At 48.0% G+C, this 21,018-nt stretch carries 20 protein-coding genes; 14 read left to right on the top strand and 6 right to left on the bottom strand.

Features of this window, described 5'->3' with window-relative positions; translation table 11 throughout:
* Nucleotides 1-174 precede the first annotated feature (174 nt).
* The 3 genes from ACFQ2O_RS05865 (at nt 175) to ACFQ2O_RS05855 (ending at nt 2,979) form a co-directional block, all read left to right on the top strand.
* On the top strand, nt 175-945 hold the full coding sequence (locus ACFQ2O_RS05865; protein ID WP_377523882.1) for a sulfite exporter TauE/SafE family protein: 771 nt from the start codon (nt 175-177) through the stop codon (nt 943-945).
* 3 nt (nt 946-948) lie between these two features.
* The gene (locus ACFQ2O_RS05860; RefSeq protein ID WP_377523879.1) at nt 949-2,154 is read left to right on the top strand and encodes a molybdopterin molybdotransferase MoeA; all 1,206 of its coding nucleotides are present in this window, start codon (nt 949-951) and stop codon (nt 2,152-2,154) included.
* A gap of 117 nt (nt 2,155-2,271) precedes the next feature.
* On the top strand, nt 2,272-2,979 hold the full coding sequence (locus tag ACFQ2O_RS05855) for a helix-turn-helix transcriptional regulator (protein WP_377523875.1): 708 nt from the start codon (nt 2,272-2,274) through the stop codon (nt 2,977-2,979).
* Nucleotides 2,980-2,989: 10 nt separating this feature from the next.
* Here ACFQ2O_RS05855 and ACFQ2O_RS05850 read toward each other — a convergent pair whose 3' ends face one another.
* Nucleotides 2,990-3,199, bottom strand: coding sequence for a helix-turn-helix domain-containing protein (locus tag ACFQ2O_RS05850; RefSeq protein ID WP_377523872.1), 210 nt, complete (start codon nt 3,197-3,199; stop codon nt 2,990-2,992).
* Between the two features lie 409 nt (nt 3,200-3,608).
* Between ACFQ2O_RS05850 and ACFQ2O_RS05845 the strand changes: the two genes are divergently transcribed.
* The 7 genes from ACFQ2O_RS05845 to ACFQ2O_RS05815 all read left to right on the top strand — a co-directional run bounded on the left by ACFQ2O_RS05845 (nt 3,609) and on the right by ACFQ2O_RS05815 (nt 13,088).
* Complete coding sequence (locus ACFQ2O_RS05845; protein WP_377523869.1) at nt 3,609-4,136, top strand: (2Fe-2S)-binding protein; 528 nt, start codon at nt 3,609-3,611, stop codon at nt 4,134-4,136.
* Entirely contained in the window at nt 4,133-5,128 is a 996-nt protein-coding gene (locus tag ACFQ2O_RS05840; protein WP_377523865.1) for an FAD binding domain-containing protein, read from the top strand. The genes ACFQ2O_RS05845 and ACFQ2O_RS05840 overlap by 4 nt, the downstream gene beginning before the upstream one ends.
* Entirely contained in the window at nt 5,125-7,335 is a 2,211-nt protein-coding gene (locus tag ACFQ2O_RS05835) for a xanthine dehydrogenase family protein molybdopterin-binding subunit (RefSeq protein WP_377523862.1), read from the top strand. Before ACFQ2O_RS05840 ends, ACFQ2O_RS05835 begins: the two co-directional genes overlap by 4 nt.
* A gap of 43 nt (nt 7,336-7,378) precedes the next feature.
* Nucleotides 7,379-8,533: an XdhC family protein gene (locus tag ACFQ2O_RS05830; RefSeq protein ID WP_377523859.1), complete on the top strand. Its 1,155-nt coding sequence runs from the start codon at nt 7,379-7,381 to the stop codon at nt 8,531-8,533.
* A gap of 2 nt (nt 8,534-8,535) precedes the next feature.
* The gene (locus ACFQ2O_RS05825) at nt 8,536-9,150 is read left to right on the top strand and encodes a nucleotidyltransferase family protein (protein WP_377523856.1); all 615 of its coding nucleotides are present in this window, start codon (nt 8,536-8,538) and stop codon (nt 9,148-9,150) included.
* A 180-nt stretch (nt 9,151-9,330) separates the two neighbouring features.
* Nucleotides 9,331-11,073 (top strand): gamma-glutamyltransferase, encoded by a 1,743-nt coding sequence (gene ggt / locus ACFQ2O_RS05820; protein WP_377523853.1) that lies wholly within the window; start codon nt 9,331-9,333, stop codon nt 11,071-11,073.
* 371 nt (nt 11,074-11,444) lie between these two features.
* Complete coding sequence (locus ACFQ2O_RS05815) at nt 11,445-13,088, top strand: ABC-F family ATP-binding cassette domain-containing protein (protein ID WP_377523849.1); 1,644 nt, start codon at nt 11,445-11,447, stop codon at nt 13,086-13,088.
* A gap of 143 nt (nt 13,089-13,231) precedes the next feature.
* Here ACFQ2O_RS05815 and msrB read toward each other — a convergent pair whose 3' ends face one another.
* Entirely contained in the window at nt 13,232-13,741 is a 510-nt protein-coding gene (gene msrB, locus ACFQ2O_RS05810; RefSeq protein ID WP_377523846.1) for a peptide-methionine (R)-S-oxide reductase MsrB, read from the bottom strand.
* A 199-nt stretch (nt 13,742-13,940) separates the two neighbouring features.
* On the opposite strand from msrB, the gene ACFQ2O_RS05805 reads away from it, so the two are divergent.
* Both ACFQ2O_RS05805 and ACFQ2O_RS05800 read left to right on the top strand, forming a co-directional pair.
* Nucleotides 13,941-14,870, top strand: a complete 930-nt coding sequence (locus ACFQ2O_RS05805) for a 2-hydroxyacid dehydrogenase (RefSeq protein WP_377523843.1) — start codon at nt 13,941-13,943, stop codon at nt 14,868-14,870.
* Nucleotide 14,871: 1 nt separating this feature from the next.
* The gene (locus tag ACFQ2O_RS05800; protein ID WP_377523840.1) at nt 14,872-15,285 is read left to right on the top strand and encodes a VOC family protein; all 414 of its coding nucleotides are present in this window, start codon (nt 14,872-14,874) and stop codon (nt 15,283-15,285) included.
* 43 nt (nt 15,286-15,328) lie between these two features.
* Here the strand turns inward: ACFQ2O_RS05800 and ACFQ2O_RS05795 are convergent, their stop codons facing one another.
* Both ACFQ2O_RS05795 and ACFQ2O_RS05790 read right to left on the bottom strand, forming a co-directional pair.
* Nucleotides 15,329-15,721, bottom strand: coding sequence for a hypothetical protein (locus ACFQ2O_RS05795; protein ID WP_377523837.1), 393 nt, complete (start codon nt 15,719-15,721; stop codon nt 15,329-15,331).
* Nucleotides 15,722-15,947: 226 nt separating this feature from the next.
* On the bottom strand, nt 15,948-17,513 hold the full coding sequence (locus ACFQ2O_RS05790; protein ID WP_377523833.1) for a protein adenylyltransferase SelO: 1,566 nt from the start codon (nt 17,511-17,513) through the stop codon (nt 15,948-15,950).
* A 190-nt stretch (nt 17,514-17,703) separates the two neighbouring features.
* On the opposite strand from ACFQ2O_RS05790, the gene dacB reads away from it, so the two are divergent.
* Nucleotides 17,704-19,101 carry a D-alanyl-D-alanine carboxypeptidase/D-alanyl-D-alanine endopeptidase gene (dacB, locus tag ACFQ2O_RS05785; RefSeq protein WP_377523830.1) on the top strand — a complete coding sequence of 466 codons (1,398 nt, stop codon included), beginning with the start codon at nt 17,704-17,706 and terminating at the stop codon, nt 19,099-19,101.
* 102 nt (nt 19,102-19,203) lie between these two features.
* Here the strand turns inward: dacB and ACFQ2O_RS05780 are convergent, their stop codons facing one another.
* A complete protein-coding gene (locus ACFQ2O_RS05780) occupies nt 19,204-19,635 on the bottom strand; it encodes a hypothetical protein (RefSeq protein ID WP_377523827.1) in 432 nt (143 codons plus the stop codon).
* 183 nt (nt 19,636-19,818) lie between these two features.
* Here ACFQ2O_RS05780 and ACFQ2O_RS05775 point away from each other — a divergent pair, with 183 nt between their 5' ends.
* Entirely contained in the window at nt 19,819-20,376 is a 558-nt protein-coding gene (locus ACFQ2O_RS05775; RefSeq protein WP_377523824.1) for a DUF1543 domain-containing protein, read from the top strand.
* A gap of 70 nt (nt 20,377-20,446) precedes the next feature.
* On the opposite strand, the gene ACFQ2O_RS05770 is transcribed toward ACFQ2O_RS05775, so the two are convergent.
* Entirely contained in the window at nt 20,447-20,773 is a 327-nt protein-coding gene (locus ACFQ2O_RS05770) for a hypothetical protein (RefSeq protein ID WP_377523821.1), read from the bottom strand.
* Nucleotides 20,774-21,018: the final 245 nt, after the last annotated feature.

Raw genomic sequence — 21,018 nt, 5'->3', positions numbered from 1 at the left:
CTAAAACTATACTTTCGCCTTTACAAACGTGCCTCAAGTATAGCCACATTTGTGCTGACGCTAAACTTACGGCATGTATAATATTTATGAGCCGGAGGCTTAGTAATAACTTACACTCGCGGGACGCAAGCGAGGGCAGAGCTGCTACAAAGTATATATGAAAAGCTAAATCTCATGGACCCAACCACACTTGCGCTACTCCTGATTGTGCTGTTCTTCTTTATCGCTTTACTGTACTCTTCCATCGGCTTTGGAGGTGGCTCCAGTTACCTGGCGCTGCTGAGCATCTTCTACACCAATTTTGAGTTTATCCGCACCACAGCGCTGGTTTGTAACATTGCCGTGGTACTAGGGAGCGTTTTGCTGTACTACAAAAACGGTCTGATCGACTGGAAACGCTTTCTGCCTTTTATAGCTATCAGTATACCAGCGGCTTTTATTGGGGCACAGTTTCAGTTGTCGCAGCAGGTGTTCTTTATACTTTTGGGTTTGTCTTTAGTGGCTTCTGCCATACTGCTACTTATAAAAACACTGCGCTCTCCGGGAGCTAAAAAGAAGAACTACCCTGCTGGCAGCACCGTGGCATTAGGTGGCGGCGTAGGTTTGTTATCGGGTGTGGTCGGCATAGGAGGGGGCATTTTCCTGTCGCCGGTGCTAAACCTGATGCGTTGGGACGAGCCGCGTAAAATTGCAGCCCTGGCCAGCTTTTTTATATTGGCGAATTCTGTTTCTGGCATAGGAGGCTTGGTGGCTAGTGGATCGCTGGCGACTGATTTGCCTTTGCAGTTGCTGCTTTTACTTGCTGTGTTTGCAGGCGGGCAGTTAGGTATCCGGCTCTCGTTGGGCATCATCAAACCGGATGTAATCAAATCATTAACCGCTGTGCTGGTGCTGTATGTGGGCGTAAGGCTGGTGTTGCTGTACAGCTTAGGAATAAAAATTTAACCCATGATTTCAGTAGAAGAGGCTTTTGCGCACATGCAGCGCCTGCGCGTGCACTATGGTACAGAGAAAGTAAACCTGGAGAATGCCGCAGGTAGAATACTACAGGAAAACATTACCGCCGACCGTGACTTTCCCCCCTTCGACAGAGCTACCAAAGATGGCATCGCCATAAACTATCAAGCTTATAAGCAAGGCATCACCAAGTATAAAATGGAAGGTATACAGGCAGCCGGTGCGCCACAACAACAACTGCAAAACCCGGTGGCCTGTCTGGAGGTAATGACCGGGGCCATGGTACCTGCAGGTGCTGACACCGTGGTGATGTATGAGCAGGTGGAGCTTAAAAATGGAGAAGCCATACTACAGACAGCGCAGGTGCAGGGACGGCAGAATATACATTTCAAGGGGATGGATGCCAAAGCCGGTGATGTGCTGCTACGGGCTCCTGTAAAGCTTTCGCCAAAACACGTAAACACATTGGCTTCTGTTGGCAAGTATGAAGTAGCGGTGGCGCGGCTTCCGAAAGTGGCGGTGATCTCTACAGGTGATGAACTGGTGGATGTGCACGAAGAACCGGAACTGCACCAGATACGGAAGTCGAATGTATATGCCCTGAAAAGCCTGCTGAAGGAAGACGGCATCCTTGGCGACCTCTACCACATCCAAGATGAGCAGGAGGAGATTCTGCAAACCTTGAAGCAACTGCTGGCAACGTATGATGTGCTGCTTTTATCTGGTGGTGTATCGAAAGGCAAGTATGATTTTATACCAGATGCCCTGCAAAAGCTGGGGGTGGAGAAAGTGTTTCATGGCATCAAGCAGCGACCGGGAAAGCCCTTCTGGTTTGGCGTGAAAGAGGATAAACGCGTGTTCGCTTTCCCCGGCAATCCTGTGTCTACCTACGTCAGCTACCTGCTATACTTCCGGGCCTGGCTCGGGTACTCCACGGGTTTGCCGCTTCCCGTTATACCTGTGGCTGATGCGCAAGGTATAATGGGCCTGCAGGATTTCTGGTACCACCGACTGGTTACAGCAACTTGGGACGGAACCGCACAAAAGTTTCAGTTAGAATCTGTAGAAAACTCCGGCTCAGGTGATCTGGTAAGTATGAATCTTGCTAATGGGCTGCTCTCTATGCCGCCAGCCACAGCACCAGAAGCTACTGCGTTCTTTACGCCTTTTTCTGCCCAGTATTACCAATATGTATAAGTGTTAAAACACTCATTAACAAATAGTAACGAGTTGGGGAGTAATTGTTGTTGAAATACAATATTTCTCTGTTATAAAACGGGTGATTTTATATATTGCTATGATTAACAACGATATATGGAACAAATAACAACCAAAACTCTTGCTGCAAAACAAAGCCTGGAGCAAAGAATCCAGTTGAAGATCTCTGAGATTGCAGCTGTGGCGGAGCAGCTGCCAGGGGTTGTGATTATCCATAACTTCCAAAAGGAGATGGCTGTTGAGTACATTTCACCTAGAGGTACACGCTTTTTAGGGGTAAGCCTGCAGGAAATAAAGGAACTGGGAGGAGAGTATAACTACAGGTTCTTTAACCCGGAAGATGCCAAAGACTATGTGCCGAAAATTATAGGTTTGATCGAGCGAAACAATGACGAAGAGATCGTGACTTTTTTTCAGCAGGTGCGCACTACAGAAAACCCGGATTGGACGTGGTACCTGAGCACAACTAAAATTCTGATGCGTGATGAGAAGGAAGCGCCTTTGCTAACGATTACAATGGCCTTACCCATTGACCCCTTGCATCATGTTACCTCTAAAGTATCGAGGCTGCTGGAGGAAAATAACTTTCTTCGTAAAAACCTGCACACGTATAAACAGCTATCAGCCCGCGAGCAGGAGATCCTGCGCCTGTGGGCCTTAGGCAAGAGCGCCTGCGAAACAGGAGATGATCTCTTCATTTCCGTGGCTACTGTAGAAACACACCGCCGAAACATCAAGAGAAAGCTTGGCACCAGCTCCACCTTCGAGCTAACGCAATATGCACGTGCATTCGACCTGATCTAAAACTGATACTTTAACGAAGTACCCCCTCCAGATAAGCCCACGATATAAGCTGATAGAGGTGAGCCAGGCGTAGCTTCTGCATCATGTGCTGCAGGCTTTTCTCCACAGCAGGTTCGCTGCAGCTAAGTTGCTGGCTAATTTGCCCGTTGGTATACCCATCTGCCATAAAAGCAATAATCAGGCATTCCTGCTCGCTAAACTGTACTACGTCCTTCGTCATAGATAATAAGCAAATCAAATATTAGGACAATAATATTCTTAAGTATGAATACACGAAGATTGTAAATACAAGCATGAAGTACAATAATCAAATTTGATGATTTTTTTGGATTTGACAGGTGGATAGAAGCGATCTGGTTTGTTTACCTGCAACTGTAACAGGTAGTAGTTTTGATAAGTACCATAGCACTTTATATGTCATACATATGGAGAGGCAGTGAAGAAGTATGGCAGTTTTAGCGGTTGTTTTTAACCCTGATAAAGTAGGTGCGTATTACAAAATCTATAGTCATAGAAGGTAATTTATTCTTGTGCAGATACACCTTTACAGGTTAAACAAGCACATACTTACCTCAAGCACCTGAAACCGTTAAGCGGCTGTCAGCTAATTCTACACTAACAGATAAGACATGGAAAACAAACCTACCCCAGAAAGCAGGGAAAACGAGGCACCCTGGCTACCTCCGACTCAGACCATCCAACTAACCATTAACGGCGAAACAAAGCAACTTCAGGTAAAACCCTGGACCACTGTACTTGACCTGCTGCGTAACGACCTGCACCTGACTGGCACCAAAAAAGGCTGCGACCACGGCCAATGCGGCGCCTGCACGGTGCTGCTGGATGGCAAACGCATCAACTCCTGCCTGACACTGGCCGTGATGAAAGACGGCTCTGAAGTGACCACCATCGAAGGTTTGGCGAAAGATGGCGAGTTGCACCCGATACAGCAGGGCTTCATCGACCATGATGCTTTTCAGTGCGGTTACTGCACACCGGGGCAAATCTGCTCTGCGGTAGGTTTAGTAAACGAAGGCAAGGCCAAAACACTGGATGATATACGCGACCTGATGAGCGGGAACATCTGCCGCTGCGGTGCTTATAACAACATCGTAAAAGTAGTGCAGGAAGCACTGGAAAGGAGCAAAGCCGAATGAGAAGCTTTACCTATTCCCGCGCACAGAATGTACCCTCTGCCGTGAGCGAGGTTACCAGCCAGCCGCAGGCTAAATTTATAGCCGGAGGCACCAACCTGCTCGACCTGATGAAGATAGACGTGGAGAGCCCGCGCCATTTAGTGGATATTACCCGCATTGCGCTCGATAGCATTAAAGCAAATGAGGAGGGTGGTTTGAGGCTAGGTGCTTTGGTAACGAATGCCGATACCGCTTACCATGAGCAGGTGGAGAAGCGTTATCCGTTGCTGTCGCATGCCATACTTGCTGGGGCCACAGGGCAGCTGCGCAACATGGCTACCGACGGTGGTAACCTGCTGCAGCGCACCCGCTGTGAGTATTTCTATGATACCCAAACGGCTTGCAACAAACGTGAGCCAGGCTCCGGTTGCTCTGCCATAGGTGGTTATACCCGCAACCTGGCTATACTTGGCACCAGTGAATACTGTATCGCTACGCACCCTTCTGATATGGCGGTGGCGCTGACGGCTTTGGATGCACGCGTTAATGTAACAGGCCAGAACGGCGAGCGAAGTATACCGATGCTGGAGTTCCACCGCCTGCCCGGCGATACGCCGCACATCGACACCAACCTGCAACCTGACGAGATCATCACCTCCATTGATTTGCCTGCCAAAGGGTTTGCCAAACATTATACCTATATCAAGCTCCGCGACCGCGCCTCTTATGCCTTTGCCCTGGTGTCGGTTGCCGCTGCCCTTGACGTGGAAGGCGATACCATTCGGGAAGCACGCATTGCACTTGGTGGAGTTGCCCATAAGCCTTGGCGCAAACCTGAAGCCGAAGCCCTATTAAAAGACCAGCCTGCTACCCGTGAGAATTTCCAGAAAGTAGCGGAAGCATACCTGGAGGGAGCAAAAGGCTACGGCGACAATGATTTTAAAATAGAACTGGCAAAGCGTGCCATCGTGCGTGCGCTGCAGCAAGCTTTAGAAATGGAGGGAGCATCATGAATTCAAAACAAATAGGGAAACCAGCCAGCAGGGTAGATGGCAGGCTAAAAGTAACCGGCGAAGCCAAGTATGCCGCAGAGTTCTATGTGCCCGATATGGCCTACGGCTTTGTGATAAACAGTGCCATTGCGAAAGGCAAGATCACCAAGATAGACACCAGCCAAGCACTTGCCATTGAGGGAGTATATGAGGTGTTTACGCATGAAAACCGTCCCGGCTATGTATGGGGTGACAAAAATTACCAGGACCAGGATGCGCCGCCGGGTTCGCCGTTCCGCCCGCTCTACAGCAACGAAATACAGTTTGGCATGCAGCCTATTGCACTGGTTGTGGCGGAGACTTTTGAACTGGCTCGTTATGCTGCCAAGTATGTACAGGTGGAGTATGATACCACAGCGCATGATACTGATTTTGAAGCAAACATAGAAAATGCTTACGTACCGAAGAAGTATAAATCCACACCGCCACCAGATCCGCGCGGTAATCCGGATGAGGCACTCGCCAATGCCGATGCACAGCTAGAGGTAGAGTATTCGCACCCAAGCGAGCACCACAACCCGATGGAAATGCACGCCTCTACGGTGGTGTGGGAAGAAGACGGAAAGCTGACAGTATATGATAAAATACAAGGCGTGCAGAACAGCCAGCAATATATCTGTGGCGCTTTTGGTATGGCGAAGGAAGATGTGCGGGTGATATCGCCTTTTGTGGGGGGAGCCTTCGGCTCTGGTTTACGCCCACAATATCAGCTGTTTCTGGCGGTGCTGGCAGCCCGCGAGCTGAAGCGATCTGTACAACTGGTGCTTACACGGCAGCAAATGTTTACGTTTGGGCATCGGCCTAAAACAGTGCAGCGCCTGTCGTTAGGAGCTTCATCCGGTGGTAAGCTGGAAGCCATTCATCATCATGCCTTTGCCGAAACTTCTAAGTTTGAAGATTATAGCGAAGACGTGATCATCTGGCCGGGTGTGCTGTATGATTGCGAAAACGTGAAGGTAAGTCACAAACTGGTGGAGCTGGATGTATACACGCCACTGGATATGCGCGCACCGGGCGGCACCACAGGAATTTTTGCGTTGGAGTGTGCCATTGACGAGATGGCTTATAAAGTAGGTGTGGACCCGGTAGAATTCCGCCTGAAGAACTACTCCGAAAAAGACAGCAACGAAGACAAACCCTTCTCCAGCAAAGAGCTGCGCGAGTGCTACCGCCAGGCAGGAGAGAAATTCGGCTGGAGCAAGCGCAGCCAGGAGCCTCGCTCGATGCGCGAAGGCCACAACCTGATCGGTTGGGGCGTAGCCAACGGCGCATGGGAGGCCACACAGAAAAAGGCTGCCGCTAAAGCCGTGCTCACTCCAAATGGCAAGCTAACGGTAAGCTGCGCTACCGCCGACATCGGTACAGGAACCTATACCGTAATGACGCAGATTGCTGCTGATACACTTGGCCTGCCACTGGATGATGTTGCCTTCTTGCTAGGTGATTCATCGCTGCCAAAGTCGCCGCTGGAAGGCGGTTCCTGGACCGTATCCTCAGTTGGTTCTGCCGTAAAAGCCGTTTGTGAGCAGGTAGGGCAGAAGCTTGTAGAGCAGGCGCAAAAGCAGCCAAACTCTCCTTTGGCCGGTGCCGAACAGCAGGATGTGGAATTTGTAGACGGACAGATCAGGCTCCGTAAAGATGCCTCTAAAGCCGTGGCTATCATATCTATCCTTTCTGAAACGCTGGAAGAGCAGGTGAACCATGAACCGGATGAAGAGAAGCAGAGTAAGTATGCTGCTTATGCACACTCTGCTGTGTTTGTGGAGGTGAAGGTGGATGAAGACCTTGGAACGGTGAAGGTAACGCGCGTGGTAAGTGGCATTGCAGGCGGTAATATCATCAACCCTAAAACAGCCAAAAGCCAGATTATGGGCGGTGTCGTTTGGGGCATCGGTGCGGCGCTGGAGGAGGAATCGGTGATGGATAATAAGTATGGCCGCTTCATCAACCACGACCTGGATAAATACCATGTGCCGGTGAATGCTGATGTGCATGATATAGAGGTGATTTTTTTAGACGAGAAAGATGATATCGTGAATAACCTCGGAGCGAAAGGTCTGGGCGAAATCGGTATCGTGAGTGTAGCGCCGGCCATTGCCAACGCTATTTTTCATGCCACTGGTAAACGCGTGCGCAGTCTGCCGATCACGCTGGATAAACTACTATAGCAGCAAGTATAAAATGCTGTGAGGCAGCTTGGATGAACAACAAATGAAAGAGATAAAGGATATTGTTTCGGCTTATGACGAAGCAAGGGCAGAAGGAAAAAGTACAGCATTAGCTACCGTCGTACACGTGCAGGGCTCCTCGTATCGCAGACCGGGAGCCCGCATGCTGGTGACGGAAGACGGGAAACTGACCGGAGCCATCAGCGGTGGCTGCCTGGAAGGCGATGCCCTGCGCAAAGCACGCCTGGTGATGCTGCAGCAAAAGCCTATGCTGGTTACGTATGATACCACCGATGAGGATGATGCAAAACTAGGTGTAGGACTGGGTTGCAACGGTATTATTCAGATTCTGATTGAGCCGATAAATACAGAAAACCCTGACAATCCGGTGGCGCTGCTAAAAGCTTTTCTGGCAAATCGGCAACAGGTGGTTATACTTACGCTCTTCTCGCTGGAAAACAAGAAGGCAGCACAAATGGGTACTTGCCTTTTCTTAGATAAGCAGGGAAGTATAAGAAGCACTTGCAAAGATAAGGGACTGCAGGAAAAGCTGCTAGCAGATGCGCAGGAAGCCATGATTCTTAGCAAGTCTATCTTCCGAAGTTATGAGGCAGAGGAGCAGCTGACTGCTTTTGTAGAAGTGCTTAAACCTGCTGTTTCGCTGGTAATAGCTGGCGCAGGAAACGATGCCATGCCTTTGGTGCAGATGGCGCATGTGCTTGGTTGGAAAATAACCGTGGTGGATGGCCGCGCCAACTACGCCACTGCAGAACGATTTCCGCTAGCAGACCAGGTGCTTGTGCTGAAAGCGCAGCAGGTGCTGGAGCATGTCGCTGTAGACGAGCAAACAGTGGTTATACTACTCACGCACAATTACAATTACGACCTCGAAATGCTACGCCAACTGCTGCCTTTGCCGCTGCATTACATCGGTGCCTTAGGCCCTAAAAAGAAGCTGGAGCGCATGCTGGAGGAGCTGGAAGAAGAAGGTGTAAGTATAACAGCAGAGCAAATAGGCAAAGTATACGGACCAACTGGACTGGACATCGGAGCCGAAACCGCCGAGGAAATAGCGCTTTCCATACTTGCTGAAATCAAAGCCACACTTGCTCATAAACAGGGAAAGCCGCTACGAGACAGGCAGGAGCCAATTCATCCGCGCAAAAACGATGTGCTGGAGCAAATTCAGCAAGTATAGCCATGCAAGCGGGAGTAGTTATACTTGCAGCAGGGGCTTCCACGAGACTTGGGCAGCCTAAACAATTATTGGTACATGAAAACGAGAGCTTGTTGCAGCGTGCTATTCGCGCTGCAACAAGCTCTTGGTGTGAGGAGGTAGTCGTAGTGCTGGGCGCAAACTATGAAAGTGTAGTATCTGACCTGGAAGGACTGCCAGTGCAGGTGGTGAAGAATGAAGCATGGCAGCAGGGCATGGGCGCTTCCATACGCTGTGGTCTGCAAAAGCTATTGGAGGTGAATACAGGAATAGATGCTGTCCTGCTTCTGCTTTGTGATCAGCCTTACGTAGATGCTGAGTTGCTGAACCAGCTGCTGCAGAAAAAAAGTGAAGCCGGAATAGTAGCCTGCACCTATAGCGAAACCATGGGTACACCTGTGCTTTTCGGTAAAGCATACTTCCCGGAGCTACTGAACTTATCAGGGCAGGAGGGAGCAAAAAAGCTCCTGTACAAGTATAAAGCTGGTGTCGCCTTAGTGCCTTTTCCATTCGGAGCCGTTGACATTGACACCGCAGCAGACTATGCTGCTCTGCAGGATAAAGACGTTCGCAACCTTTTTAGAGACGTTAGACGCTAGATTTTGGATAATAGACTTTGTATTAAGTTAAAGCCATGCATGCACAATGGCGCAAGTAAACAGCATCAACTCGATAACAACTAAGTTTATACTTTGGACTTCAGCATACTTTTGCGCCAGCTATACTTTCATAGCTGGCGTAAGCTTTTTATCTTGTATCCTCACATCAACCTAAAATCGATGCCTCAACATACTCCTAAAGTAGCCGCTGTAAAAGTATGGCTGCTGCTGCTCGTGTTGCTCCCGACCCTCTTTAGCGGCTGCGCCACCAGTTCTAAACCTACTGCTGACGTTGCGAATGCTGCGGCACGAGGTTATACCGCTGATAAAGCCATGGTGGTGTCGGCACACCCGGAAGCATCACGCATCGGGATGGAGATTATGAAGAAAGGCGGCAATGCCTATGATGCAGCTATAGCCACACAGTTTGCCCTGGCAGTAGCTTTTCCGGTGGCAGGCAATATTGGCGGTGGCGGCTTTATGGTGTTTCGTGATGCTGATGGCAAAATAGGTGCGTTAGATTACCGTGAAATGGCACCAGCTGCCGCCTCTGAAACCATGTACCAGGATCAAGCCGGAAATGTAATCAATGGTTTGAGCACGGATGGGCATTTAGCTGTAGGTGTACCAGGTGCAGTAGATGGTATGGTGAAGATACACAAAAAGATGGGCTCTATGCCTTGGGCAGAACTGGTGCAGCCAGCTATAGACCTGGCTCGAAATGGTGTGGTACTCACGCAAAAAGAAGCGAATGGACTAAACGAAGCCAAGGAAGCGTTTATTCAGAATAACAAGCACCAACCGTACCTGGTGCGCGAGAAAGTATGGCAGGCAGGTGACAGGCTTCGCCACCCCGACCTTGCCCGCACGTTAGAACGCATTCGTGATAAGGGACGCGAAGGGTTTTATGCCGGTGAAACAGCTGACCTATTTGTAAAAGAGATGCAGCGTGGTGGCGGCATTATCACACACGAAGACCTGAAGAACTATACTTCAGCGTGGCGCCAACCGATTACCGGAAACTACAAAGGCTACAAAGTAATCTCTATGCCTCCACCATCAAGTGGTGGTGTGGCTTTGGTGCAGCTGCTGGAAATGGTAGAGCCTTACGAGCTGAGCAAGTATGGCTGGCAAAGTGCAGAGGCGGTACAGGTGCTCACAGAAGCGGAGCGCCGCGTGTATGCCGACCGGGCGAAATACTTAGGCGATCCTGATTTTGTGAAGGTGCCAGTAGCGCAACTGCTGGATGAGATGTACCTAAAACAGCGCATGAGCAGCATGAGCATGGCTAAAGCGACACCATCTTCAAGTATAGAAGCAGGGCAGCTGCCGGTGTATGAGTCAGACCAAACCACCCACTTTAGCATTGTAGACCCGGCGGGTAATGCAGTGTCTATCACTACCACACTAAATGGTGGCTACGGCTCTAAAGTAGTAGTAGAGGGAGCGGGCTTTCTGCTGAACAACGAGATGGATGACTTCAGCGCCAAGCCAGGCGTGCCGAATATGTTCGGGCTGGTAGGCGGCAAAGCCAACGCCATACAGCCGGGCAAGCGCATGCTGAGTTCCATGACGCCTACTATACTTGAAAAAGAAGGCAAGCTATACATGGTAGTGGGTACACCGGGCGGCTCCACCATCATCACCTCTGTTTTTCAGAATATCCTCAATGTGCTGGAGCATGGCATGACGATGCAACAGGCTGTGGCAGCACCACGCTTCCACCACCAATGGCTACCCGACGAGATCCAGCATGAAGAAGCGGCTATACCTGCCGATGTGCGGGAGGTGCTGCGCAATAAAGGCTACAAACTGGAGCCTCGTGGCCGGTTTGGGCGAGTAGATGCCATTCTGGTATTGCCAAACGGAAAGCTTGAAGCAGGAGCAGATCCCCGTGGCGATGATGCAGCAGCTGGATTCTAATTTGCTTGCCAAGGATTTATGAGGCTGTTCTTACTCTAGACTTGTGAAGACCTAGTTTTAGCTAATTTTTTGCTTCACTGGCTGTATTTGCTTTTCTATTTGATGAGAATATAGGACCTCTGTCTAACTTGGGACGTCTAGGCGATTGCTATAGAAAAGGCAGGAACCACAGCCGTGGGTGGCTAAAAGCAACGCTAGCTTAAACAGTCGATAGTCTAACTCACCTACTTTTGTCAAGCAAAAGAACTAATTCCACTCCCATATTTGTATTTCTTTGCAGAAACAAGAGCAAATAGAACCTTCTCTAAAGGCAGAACATCTTTAAAACCCAGCAGAGATTATACTATATTTGCACCCTTAATAGCCAGATTATGATTTCAGTTGACGGAGTTACAGTCGAATTTAACGGTTCGGCACTTTTTAGCAATGTTGGTTTTAACATCAACGAGAACGACCGCATTGCCCTTATGGGGAAAAACGGGGCAGGGAAGTCTACCTTGCTGAAAGTAATTGCCGGTGTAAACAAGCCTACCAAAGGTAAAATTTCTGCACCGAAAGATGCCGTAATAGCATACCTGCCGCAGCACCTGTTAACAGAGGATAACTGTACCGTGTTTGAAGAGGCATCTAAAGCTTTTGCACAGGTGCTGGACATGAAAGCGCAGATGGACGCGCTGAATGCGCAGCTTGAAACCCGTACCGACTACGACTCCGACGATTACTATAAACTGATTGAACAGGTTTCGGAACTGGGCGAGAAGTACTACTCCATCGAAGAAATCAACTTTGATGCAGAAGTAGAGAAAACGCTGCAGGGGCTAGGCTTTCTGCGGAGCGATTTTACCAGGCCGACAAGCGAGTTCAGCGGCGGCTGGCGCATGCGCATCGAGCTGGCTAAGATTCTGCTGCAAAAGCCTGACCTGATCCTGCTGGATGAGCCTACCAACCACATGGATATTGAGTCTATTCAATGGCTGGAGGACTTCCTGGTGAATAATGCGAAGGCCGTGATTGTGATCTCGCACGACAAGACTTTTGTTGACAACATCACCAACCGCACGATTGAGGTAACAATGGGCCGTATTTACGATTATAAAGTAAATTACTCGCAGTACCTGCAACTTCGCAAAGAAAGACGCGAACAGCAACAGAGGCAGTTTGAAGACCAGCAGAAAGAGATGGCTGAAATACAGACATTCATCGATCGCTTCAAAGGCACATACTCTAAAACGCTACAGGTACAGTCGCGTGTGAAGATGCTGGAGAAAATGGAAATTGTGGAGGTAGACGAAGTGGATACGTCAGCACTGAACATTAAATTTCCGCCCGCACCACGCTCTGGCAATTATCCGGTAATAGCCGAGAACCTAACGAAGAAGTATGGTGATTACACCGTATTTAACGATGTGTCGCTGACGATAGAGCGAGGTGAGAAGATTGCTTTTGTCGGTAAGAACGGCGAAGGTAAATCTACGCTGGTAAAAGCCATCATGAGCGAGATAGATTACTCAGGTAATCTGCAGTTAGGGCACAACTGCATGATCGGGTATTTCGCGCAGAACCAGGCATCGCTGTTAGACGAAGGCCTGACCGTATTCCAGACCATCGACCAGATTGCCGTAGGCGACGTGCGCACAAAAATCAAAGATATGCTGGGCGCCTTTATGTTTAGTGGCGAGACCATTGATAAAAAGGTGAAGGTGCTTTCCGGTGGCGAGAAAACCCGCCTGGCTTTGATGAAACTCCTGCTACAGCCTGTCAACCTGCTCATTCTGGACGAACCAACCAACCACCTGGACATCAAGACAAAAGATATTCTGAAGGATGCGCTCAGAGCTTTTGATGGCACGCTTATCCTGGTGTCGCACGACCGGGACTTCCTGGATGGGCTGGCAACGAAAGTGTTTGAGTTTGGTAACAAGCGCATCAGAGAGCATTTTGAAGATATCAATGGTTTTCTTAGAAACAAGAAAATGGAGAACCTGCGGGAGATTGAGAGAACTGTAGCGAAGTAGATCTATACTTGCAATGGATATGAAAGCGCCACTCTTGTATGAGAGTGGCGCTTTTGTTTTTTGAAGTGTGATGGATGGTTAAAGTACGTGTTTGGAATTAACTACCGTAGTTGCTGTTCATTAAATTCTCACTTTAACATATTTCATAGCTGGCTTTTCGCCTCGCCGGCTGGGCCTTTATTATTCCTAAACACGCTATCAACTTCTTCTTCTTCCACCCTTACCATACTAGCCGAATTAATACAATACCGCAAACCGTGCGGCTCCGGCCCATCATTAAATACATGGCCCAGATGGGCATCACATACATTACATATCACCTCTATGCGCTGCATGTTGTGGCTATCATCAAAAGAATACTTCATGGCATTTTTGGTAGCAGGCTGTGTAAAGCTGGGCCAGCCAGAGATGGCATGGTACTTTGTGCTGGAGCTGAAGAGCAAACTGCCGCAGCCAACACAGGTATAAATGCCAGGCTCATAAGAGCGGCAATAGACGTTGCGGTACGGCGGTTCTGTGCCTTTCTCCCTTGTTACACGATATTGCTGCGAAGTAAGTAGCTGCTGCCACTCCTCTTCGGTTTTCTCCACTCGCACCCGTGGCTCAGGGTTGCTATACTTGGCATACTTTAGCACATCTATCCAGCGCAGCATGTATTTATTTACTGTTGATTCGTCTTTCTGAAAACGAGCTTATACTTGATTGAGTTCACCCTTTTGCCTCATACCCATTTCATCTCATGGGGTATGCCTTTTGGCGCAAAGGCCTAAATAAGGTATATTGTAAACAATAATCCATACGATGGGCACTGCCCGTAAGTACCTAAACAAGCTTAAACGATACAAGAACCTTATGCCAATTACCATCTTTACGCAGGGCAAAGACTTAACGCCCTGGCTGAAAGTATTTAAGGAAAAACGGCCTGATCTGGAAGTAAGAACTTATTCTGATAACACGCCAACGCAAGATGTGGAATTCGCGATGGCCTGGAACCACCCGTTAGGCGTTTTTAAGAATTTCCCAAACCTAAAATGTATTGCCTCGATGGGCGCTGGGGTAGACCATGTGCTCCGCGACCCGGAATTACCTGCGGGTGTGGCCATAACGAAAATTATAGATACTAACCTTACAAAGGACATGGCAGAGTTTATACTTGTCCTTGCCATGGATTATTTACGCGGGATTTCTGCTTATAAAGTGCAGCAACTACAGCAAAACTGGCAACCTATACCTTACAAGCGGATCGAGGAAGTAAGGGTAGGAGTGATGGGAGTGGGCGTGTTAGGAATGTACGTGGCACAGCAGCTACACAAAGTCGGCTTTAGAGTTAGCGGTTGGGCAAGAACGGCAAAGCGTTCAGAAAGTATCAACATATATGCTGGGGCTGAAGACTTAAATGCTTTCCTGAGTGTTTCAGATATTCTGGTTTGCCTGCTGCCTTTAACCCCAGATACGGCAAACATGTTGAATAAAGCCACGCTGAGCAAATTGCCTAAAGACGCTTTTGTGATAAACGTGGCAAGAGGGGAGCATGTGGTAGAAAAGGATCTGTTGCAGTTACTGGATAGCGGGCATCTGTCAGGGGCAAGCCTGGATGTTTTCCGGCAGGAGCCACTGCCTGAAAACAACAGCTTATGGACGCACCCTAAAATTAACATAACGCCGCACATGGCCAGTAAAACTGATCCTACTTCTGCTGTAGATCAGATTTTGGAAAACTACGACAGGCTGATGCACAACAAGCCGCTAATCAACACTGTTTCACTTCAAAAAGGGTATTAACATGAGCGCATTTCACTACGCTTTTAAAGTAAAAGACATCGCTTCCACGCGCCAGTTTTATGTAGCCATACTTGGCTGCAACGAAGGCAGAAGCACTGAAACCTGGATAGACTTTAATTTTTTCGGACATCAACTTTCGGCGCATGTGAGTGGTAATCTACCTGAGCTGGATTATTCTGGCAAAGTAGATGGCGTTGATGTGCCTATTCCTCATTTCGGCTGTATACTTAGCTTTGAGCAGTTTGAAGAGGTGCAGGAGCGACTAAAACAAAATGGCATCAACTTTATTGTGGAGCCGCAAACACGCTACCAGGGCCAGACCGGAGAGCAGCGTACCATGTTTATACTTGACTTAAGCGGCAACCCTATAGAGTTTAAAGCTTTCAAAAATCCAGATGAGATTTTCGCAGCATAGGCTTTCAGGAGCAGCGTTAACAATGGCCGCTCCTGAAAGCTGATCAGTCAATTATCCGTTCGTACTGGGCCAGCTCTTCTTCTCCCGCATCTTCCTGTAGGTTTTTGTAGTACTGCTCCTCCAGCACTACTCTGTCGGTACTGGCAGGGTTAAGAACGAATTTGCCTTCTTCGAAGAGTTGCCGGGCCTGGCGATGGAAAACCTGATAGATACTCCAAACCATTATTTTGCCAAAAACATCGTCTTTAGCGACGGCTTCTTCTGCTTCATTCCACCGGCTGCTGAAGTTAGGCGAGTAAAAGTTTGATGCTGCCTGTGGCATGATTGCTAAGGTGCCTTTTTTAGGTGGCTTCGCCTCCAGAATCATGCCATCTGATACGTCTATACTTTCTCCCCAGAAAGGTAAAACACGGGCATATATTTCTTTGAATGTCATAGTTTATGATTTGAGGCTATACTTTAGCAAATGCTCCGCAAAGGTAAGCACCCTCCGTTATATTATTTACGATCTCTTTTTAAGCAACTTTATACTTAGAGCCTGCAAAATTTGATGTTTGCGCAGTAAAATGCCAAGCTGTTTTATACTTTATAGCAGCACTATGAAGTATAAAACAGCTTGGCCACCTGATTTTCGCTTGCTAAGATTGCAAATGAATTCTCCCTTACGAGCTGCAGGATAGCATAGAACAACCGGCTTTGTTCGTGGCCCACTCCGGACGCTTAGCGAAGAATTCTTCATACTTGTTCGAGTATGGTTCTTTTATGGCCTCCTGCAGTTTCTCAAACAAATCGTTGTTCCCTTGCTCTAGCTGCTCAATCGCCTGCGATAGCAGGTAATTGCGAAGTATAAAGCGTGGGTTTGCCTGGCGCATTTTCTTTTGGGATTCTTCTCGGGAACAGGTGTTGGCTTTGATTCTTTCCTGGTAAGCCTTGATGACTTCGGACAGTTGCTGACTTTCTTCTTTGCTGAGTTTGTTGTATAGGCTCGGCTCAAAGTGCGCCGCCATTTCGGCCTCAGTTTCTGCTTCCAGCGGCAGGTCGATCAGGAGCTGGTAGAAAATAGTCATGTCGGGTTGTACGGTAGCCAGCATCTTTTCCAGTTGTGCAAACAATGCTACGTCTTCTGCTTTTACCTGATCCAGTCCCAACTTATTGCCCATCATCTCCATGTACTGTTTCGTGAAAGCATCATCAAAGCCAGCATGTATTTTTACCAACTCTTCTGTGCCTTGCAGCAAAGGCGCTATAGCCATGGCCAGTCGGCTCAGGTTCCAGTAAGCGATGGATGGCTGCTTGCCGAAGGCATACCTTCTGCCGGGTAAGTCGGTGGTGTTTGGCGTAAAGTTCAGGTCGTAGTTATCTACAAAAGAGTAAGGGCCGTAGTCAATCGTCAGCCCAAGTATAGACATGTTGTCGGTGTTCATCACACCATGTACAAAGCCGACACGTAACCATTCTACCATCAGGGCAGCGGTTTTGTCTACAATTTCTTTAAACCAGGCAAGTATACGTTCATCACCCTCGCCCTGTATGTGTGGGTAGTAACGCGCGATGGTCCAGTCTGTCAATTTCTTTAGGTTCTCCAGCTCTTTGCGGGCAGCCAAAAGCTCGAAGTTACCGAAGCGCAGCAAACTAGGTGCTACGCGCATCACAATAGCTCCCGGCTCGTAAGCCGCATTGCCGTTGTAAAACATATCGCGCAGCACAGGATCGCCTGTCGATACCAGGCTAAGGGCCCTGGTGGTCGGGATGCCGAGGTAATGCATCGCTTCACTCATCAGATATTCGCGCACCGATGAGCGTAAAACAGCTCTACCGTCAGCTCTGCGGGAGTAGGGGGTAGGCCCTGCGCCCTTCAGCTGTAACTCCCATGATTGTCCGTTTGGTGCTTCCCATTCGCCAAGTGTGATGGCCCGGCCATCGCCCAGCTGCCCAGCCCAATTGCCGAACTGGTGGCCGGCATAGCAGGCTGCGTAAGGCCGCATTGTGTCAGTCACGGCATTGCCGCCCAGTATGTCAATATCCTTCTGATCTGTTGGTTTCTGAACGCCAAGCTCTTTGGCCAAGTCATCAGACCAGGCCAGTAACTCGGGTTTTTCTACAGGAGTAGGTAAGGCTTTGCTGTACAATACTCCCGGCGTTTGCCGCGGATTCAGGTCACCGCTGTTGTCACCACCAAAGGTGTCTACAAACTCGCTTTTATATACTTTATCACTTAATTGCTGCATCTTTTTCTTCTCTTGTTCATTGTCGGGTAAAGCGACTGTCGTTACTTCACCTGCCTCTCTTTAACACTAAACAGGCAAGATTAGTTAAATTTTAACATAACTTAGTCTTCAAGCCCTTCCTGGCAAAGCTAAACAGAGAGAATTTTACTCCAGGCGGGCATTATAAGTATAAAATGCCTATTTTATCTGAATGAAAAACCTTCTTGCCAAAGCCTTTCTGCTTTTACTTTTAGTTCTGGTTCAATTTGCAGCTCTGTCGCAGGCTGTACCTGATAAACTCAACGCTGCCTTTCAAGCTTTTCAGAACGACCCGCAACTGCGCCATGCCATAGCCTCTTTATATGTAGTGGATGCTAAAACAGGGCAGGTAGTGTTTGATAAAAACGGCATGATCGGGCTTGCTCCGGCTTCTACGCTTAAAGTAATTACCAGTGTTAGTGCTTACGAGCTGCTGGGCGATGGCTATACATACCAAACCAAAATGGCATACCAGAAAACAAATGACGGTGCCTTACTTCTGCTGCTGCCTGGCGGCGATCCTACCTTTGGCTCCTGGCGCTGGAAGAGCACAACCGAGGAAGTGGCACTGCAGGATGCCGCACTAGCCATACGCAACCTGGGGATAAAAACAATCAAGAAGGTTAGGGTAGACAACAGTGGCTGGAACGAAGAAACGGTTCCGGATGGCTGGATCTGGCAGGATGTCGGTAATTATTATGGGGCAGGGCCATCAAAGCTTAACTGGCGGGAAAACCAGTATGATGTAATTTTGAAGTCAGGATCGCAACTTGGTAGTGCGGTGAGTATTGTAAAAACTGTGCCCGCCTTATACGGCTATACCTTGAGATCAGAACTAAGTGCCGCCTCCGCAGGCACCGGCGACAATGCCTTTATTTATTTCCCGTTAAATGCGCAGTCAGCGGTAATCCGGGGTACTATTCCTGTTAATGAAAACAGCTTTAAAATCTCTGGCGCTTTGCCATCTCCGGCTCATCAGTTTGCTGGTTCTTTGTCTGATGCCCTGCAGCGGATGGGGGTGCAGTCGCCTAAAAGTATAACTGTGAGAGAGCAGTCGAAATCAGAGCTAGGGTCGTTTACTACTTTCCATACGATCACCTCACCACCGCTGGACAGCATCGTTTACTGGTTTAACCGAAAGAGCATTAATCTATATGGCGAGGCCTTGCTAAAGACCATGGCTTTTAAGCATAGTGGCAGTGGCTCAACTGACAAAGGTGTAGCATTATTGCAGAATTACTGGAGCAAAAGAGGTGTGCCCGAGACCGAATTAAGTATAGTGGACGGCTCCGGCCTTTCGCCGCTGAACAGGGTAACCACACATGCCCAGGTAAGTATTTTGCAGCATGCCCGCAAGCAGCCCTGGTTCGATGGGTTTTATACTTCACTGCCTGTTTATAATGGCATCAAAATGAAAAGCGGCACCATTAGAGGCGTAAAAGGCTACACGGGCTATCACACCGGCAAAGACGGTAAAACTTACACCTTCTCATTTCTTGTAAACAACTACAACGGCTCGTCGTCTGCACTTGTTAAGAAGATGTATAAAGTTTTAGATGAGCTGAAGTAGGCAAATTAAGTATGACCTGCTACGGATATTTACCCAATGGCAGCTACAGGAGGTGCTATTATAGGCCTTTCATGCTTGAAAATTCCTGAATAAGGGAGCAGTCTAGCTTCTGCGCCCTTTGCCTCTCAGTTGCTTTTTCTCTTTGCTTCTTTCTGCCTTAATTTGCTTAAACTCTTCGTTTGTTACCGTTACCGAATATTCCACAGAAGTTAAAATAGTAATATCGGCTTCAAAATCATACGTGATCAGCACCGAAAGAAACTTGTCTGGGTTAAGCACATATTCTTCACCTACTTTATCATACACCTGAAAATCATACTCTCCATCCTGCAGGTGCTTGTTGTTGATGCGGGCCAGGCAATCTCCAGTGATAACCATAGGCGTTTCCAGTTCATCTATAAAATCGAAGGGTTGGTTATACCGGCCGTCTTTTTTATTTGTGATGTACTCAATCTTATCCAGATGAATTTCGATGCCCAGGTTTTTAGAGTCTCTGGTATTCTTGATGTCGAGTATATTTCCTTGTAACTTCATTTTATTTTTAACTGATTTCGAGGGCAGGTTGATTGCCCGTTTATACTTGGCAGCTACTTGTTCTGTTTACACTAAAAAAAAGGTATTTTATACTCAACAGGTGCAGCAGCGTTATACTTAGGCGCTAAGTTAAGAAGGATAAGAGTAAAGCTTTGCTTATACTTGGTCACAAGTGAAGATATTATGCAGGAACCCAAATTATTTATGCTGATGCTCGGGTGTAGGCCAGCAGGCAGAAACACAGAGCAACACGATGTCTTCTTTGGAATTGGAAATACAGTAAAAGATCTGATACCCGATATCAAAGCTTTTTGGCCGGAAGCCAAGGGGAATTTACACGTAGATGCCTGGCGTGAAGTAAGGCAAGTTCGTGACTTTAAAATAACAGTTGTGCCACAAGAGGGTGCAGTTGAAGAAAGTATGAACAGTTTGTTTTTCCTGAACCTGGGAGGCTACAAAGCCGGTGAGTTCGAGGAGTTCCACTACAAGATGCTGGCCGTGGCGACTGATAAGAGTGCGGCCATCAGGCAAGCCCGGCAAACTGCCTTCTACAAGCACACCGGCTCTAAAGGCGCAGCTTCGCATATAGATGATAAGTATGGCGTAGATGTAGATGAGCTGCATCAGGTAAAAGATATACTGCCCGCGCACCACAAGCAAAAGTACCAGCTACTGATACAAACAGGTGAGGGCACAGAAGATGAATTGCACCTGGGTTACTTTAAGCTGAATAAGTTATAGCTGGTTACACAAAGTAAAAGCCACTCCTATTGCTAAGAGTGGCTTTTACTTTGTGTAAGAAATCAGATTCTTACTTTAATTTATCTTTGTCGATGTCAACGTTGCTTTTGTGCGCCTTCAGCGTGCTGGCATTAGGCTGATCCGTACGAAATTCCTTGTCTGTACTGTCAGCGCCACGGCTTGTAGTGGTTAAGTTAGTGTGGTTATCGTTATCAGAACCTGCTTTTCCTGATTTGGCACCACCGCTGTTGCCTTCACTGCTAGGTTTGTTTTCACCGCGCGTATTATCAGCGCCACCGGCTACAGGGCCTGTGTTTGTGCCTTGTGGACGTCCGCTTAAATTCTTGTCCTTTTCAAAATCTCCTTCGTTCTCGATATTTCTATTATTGCTGCTCATAGCTTTCAATTTTAGATTTTAATTACACTTATTCACCGCAGGTTTCTCCCCCGGTAGTAGCTTTTACGGTTAAACGGCTGTTAAGATTACGTAAACTGTTGCTGCTGCCTGTTTACATCCAGCATACACCCTAAATTGAAGCCCTTTATCCAGCATTTTTTAAGTATGGCTGTTGCCACAGATGATAAATTATCTACGGCTAACAGCTTCGCGGCATGAACAAAAGTTATTTATGCTAATTATAT

It is taken from the genome of Pontibacter rugosus (assembly GCF_042678745.1).
GTDB lineage: Bacteria > Bacteroidota > Bacteroidia > Cytophagales > Hymenobacteraceae > Pontibacter > Pontibacter rugosus.
Note: the sequence above shows the minus strand (reverse complement) of the source record. Positions and strands in the feature narration are given on the sequence as shown.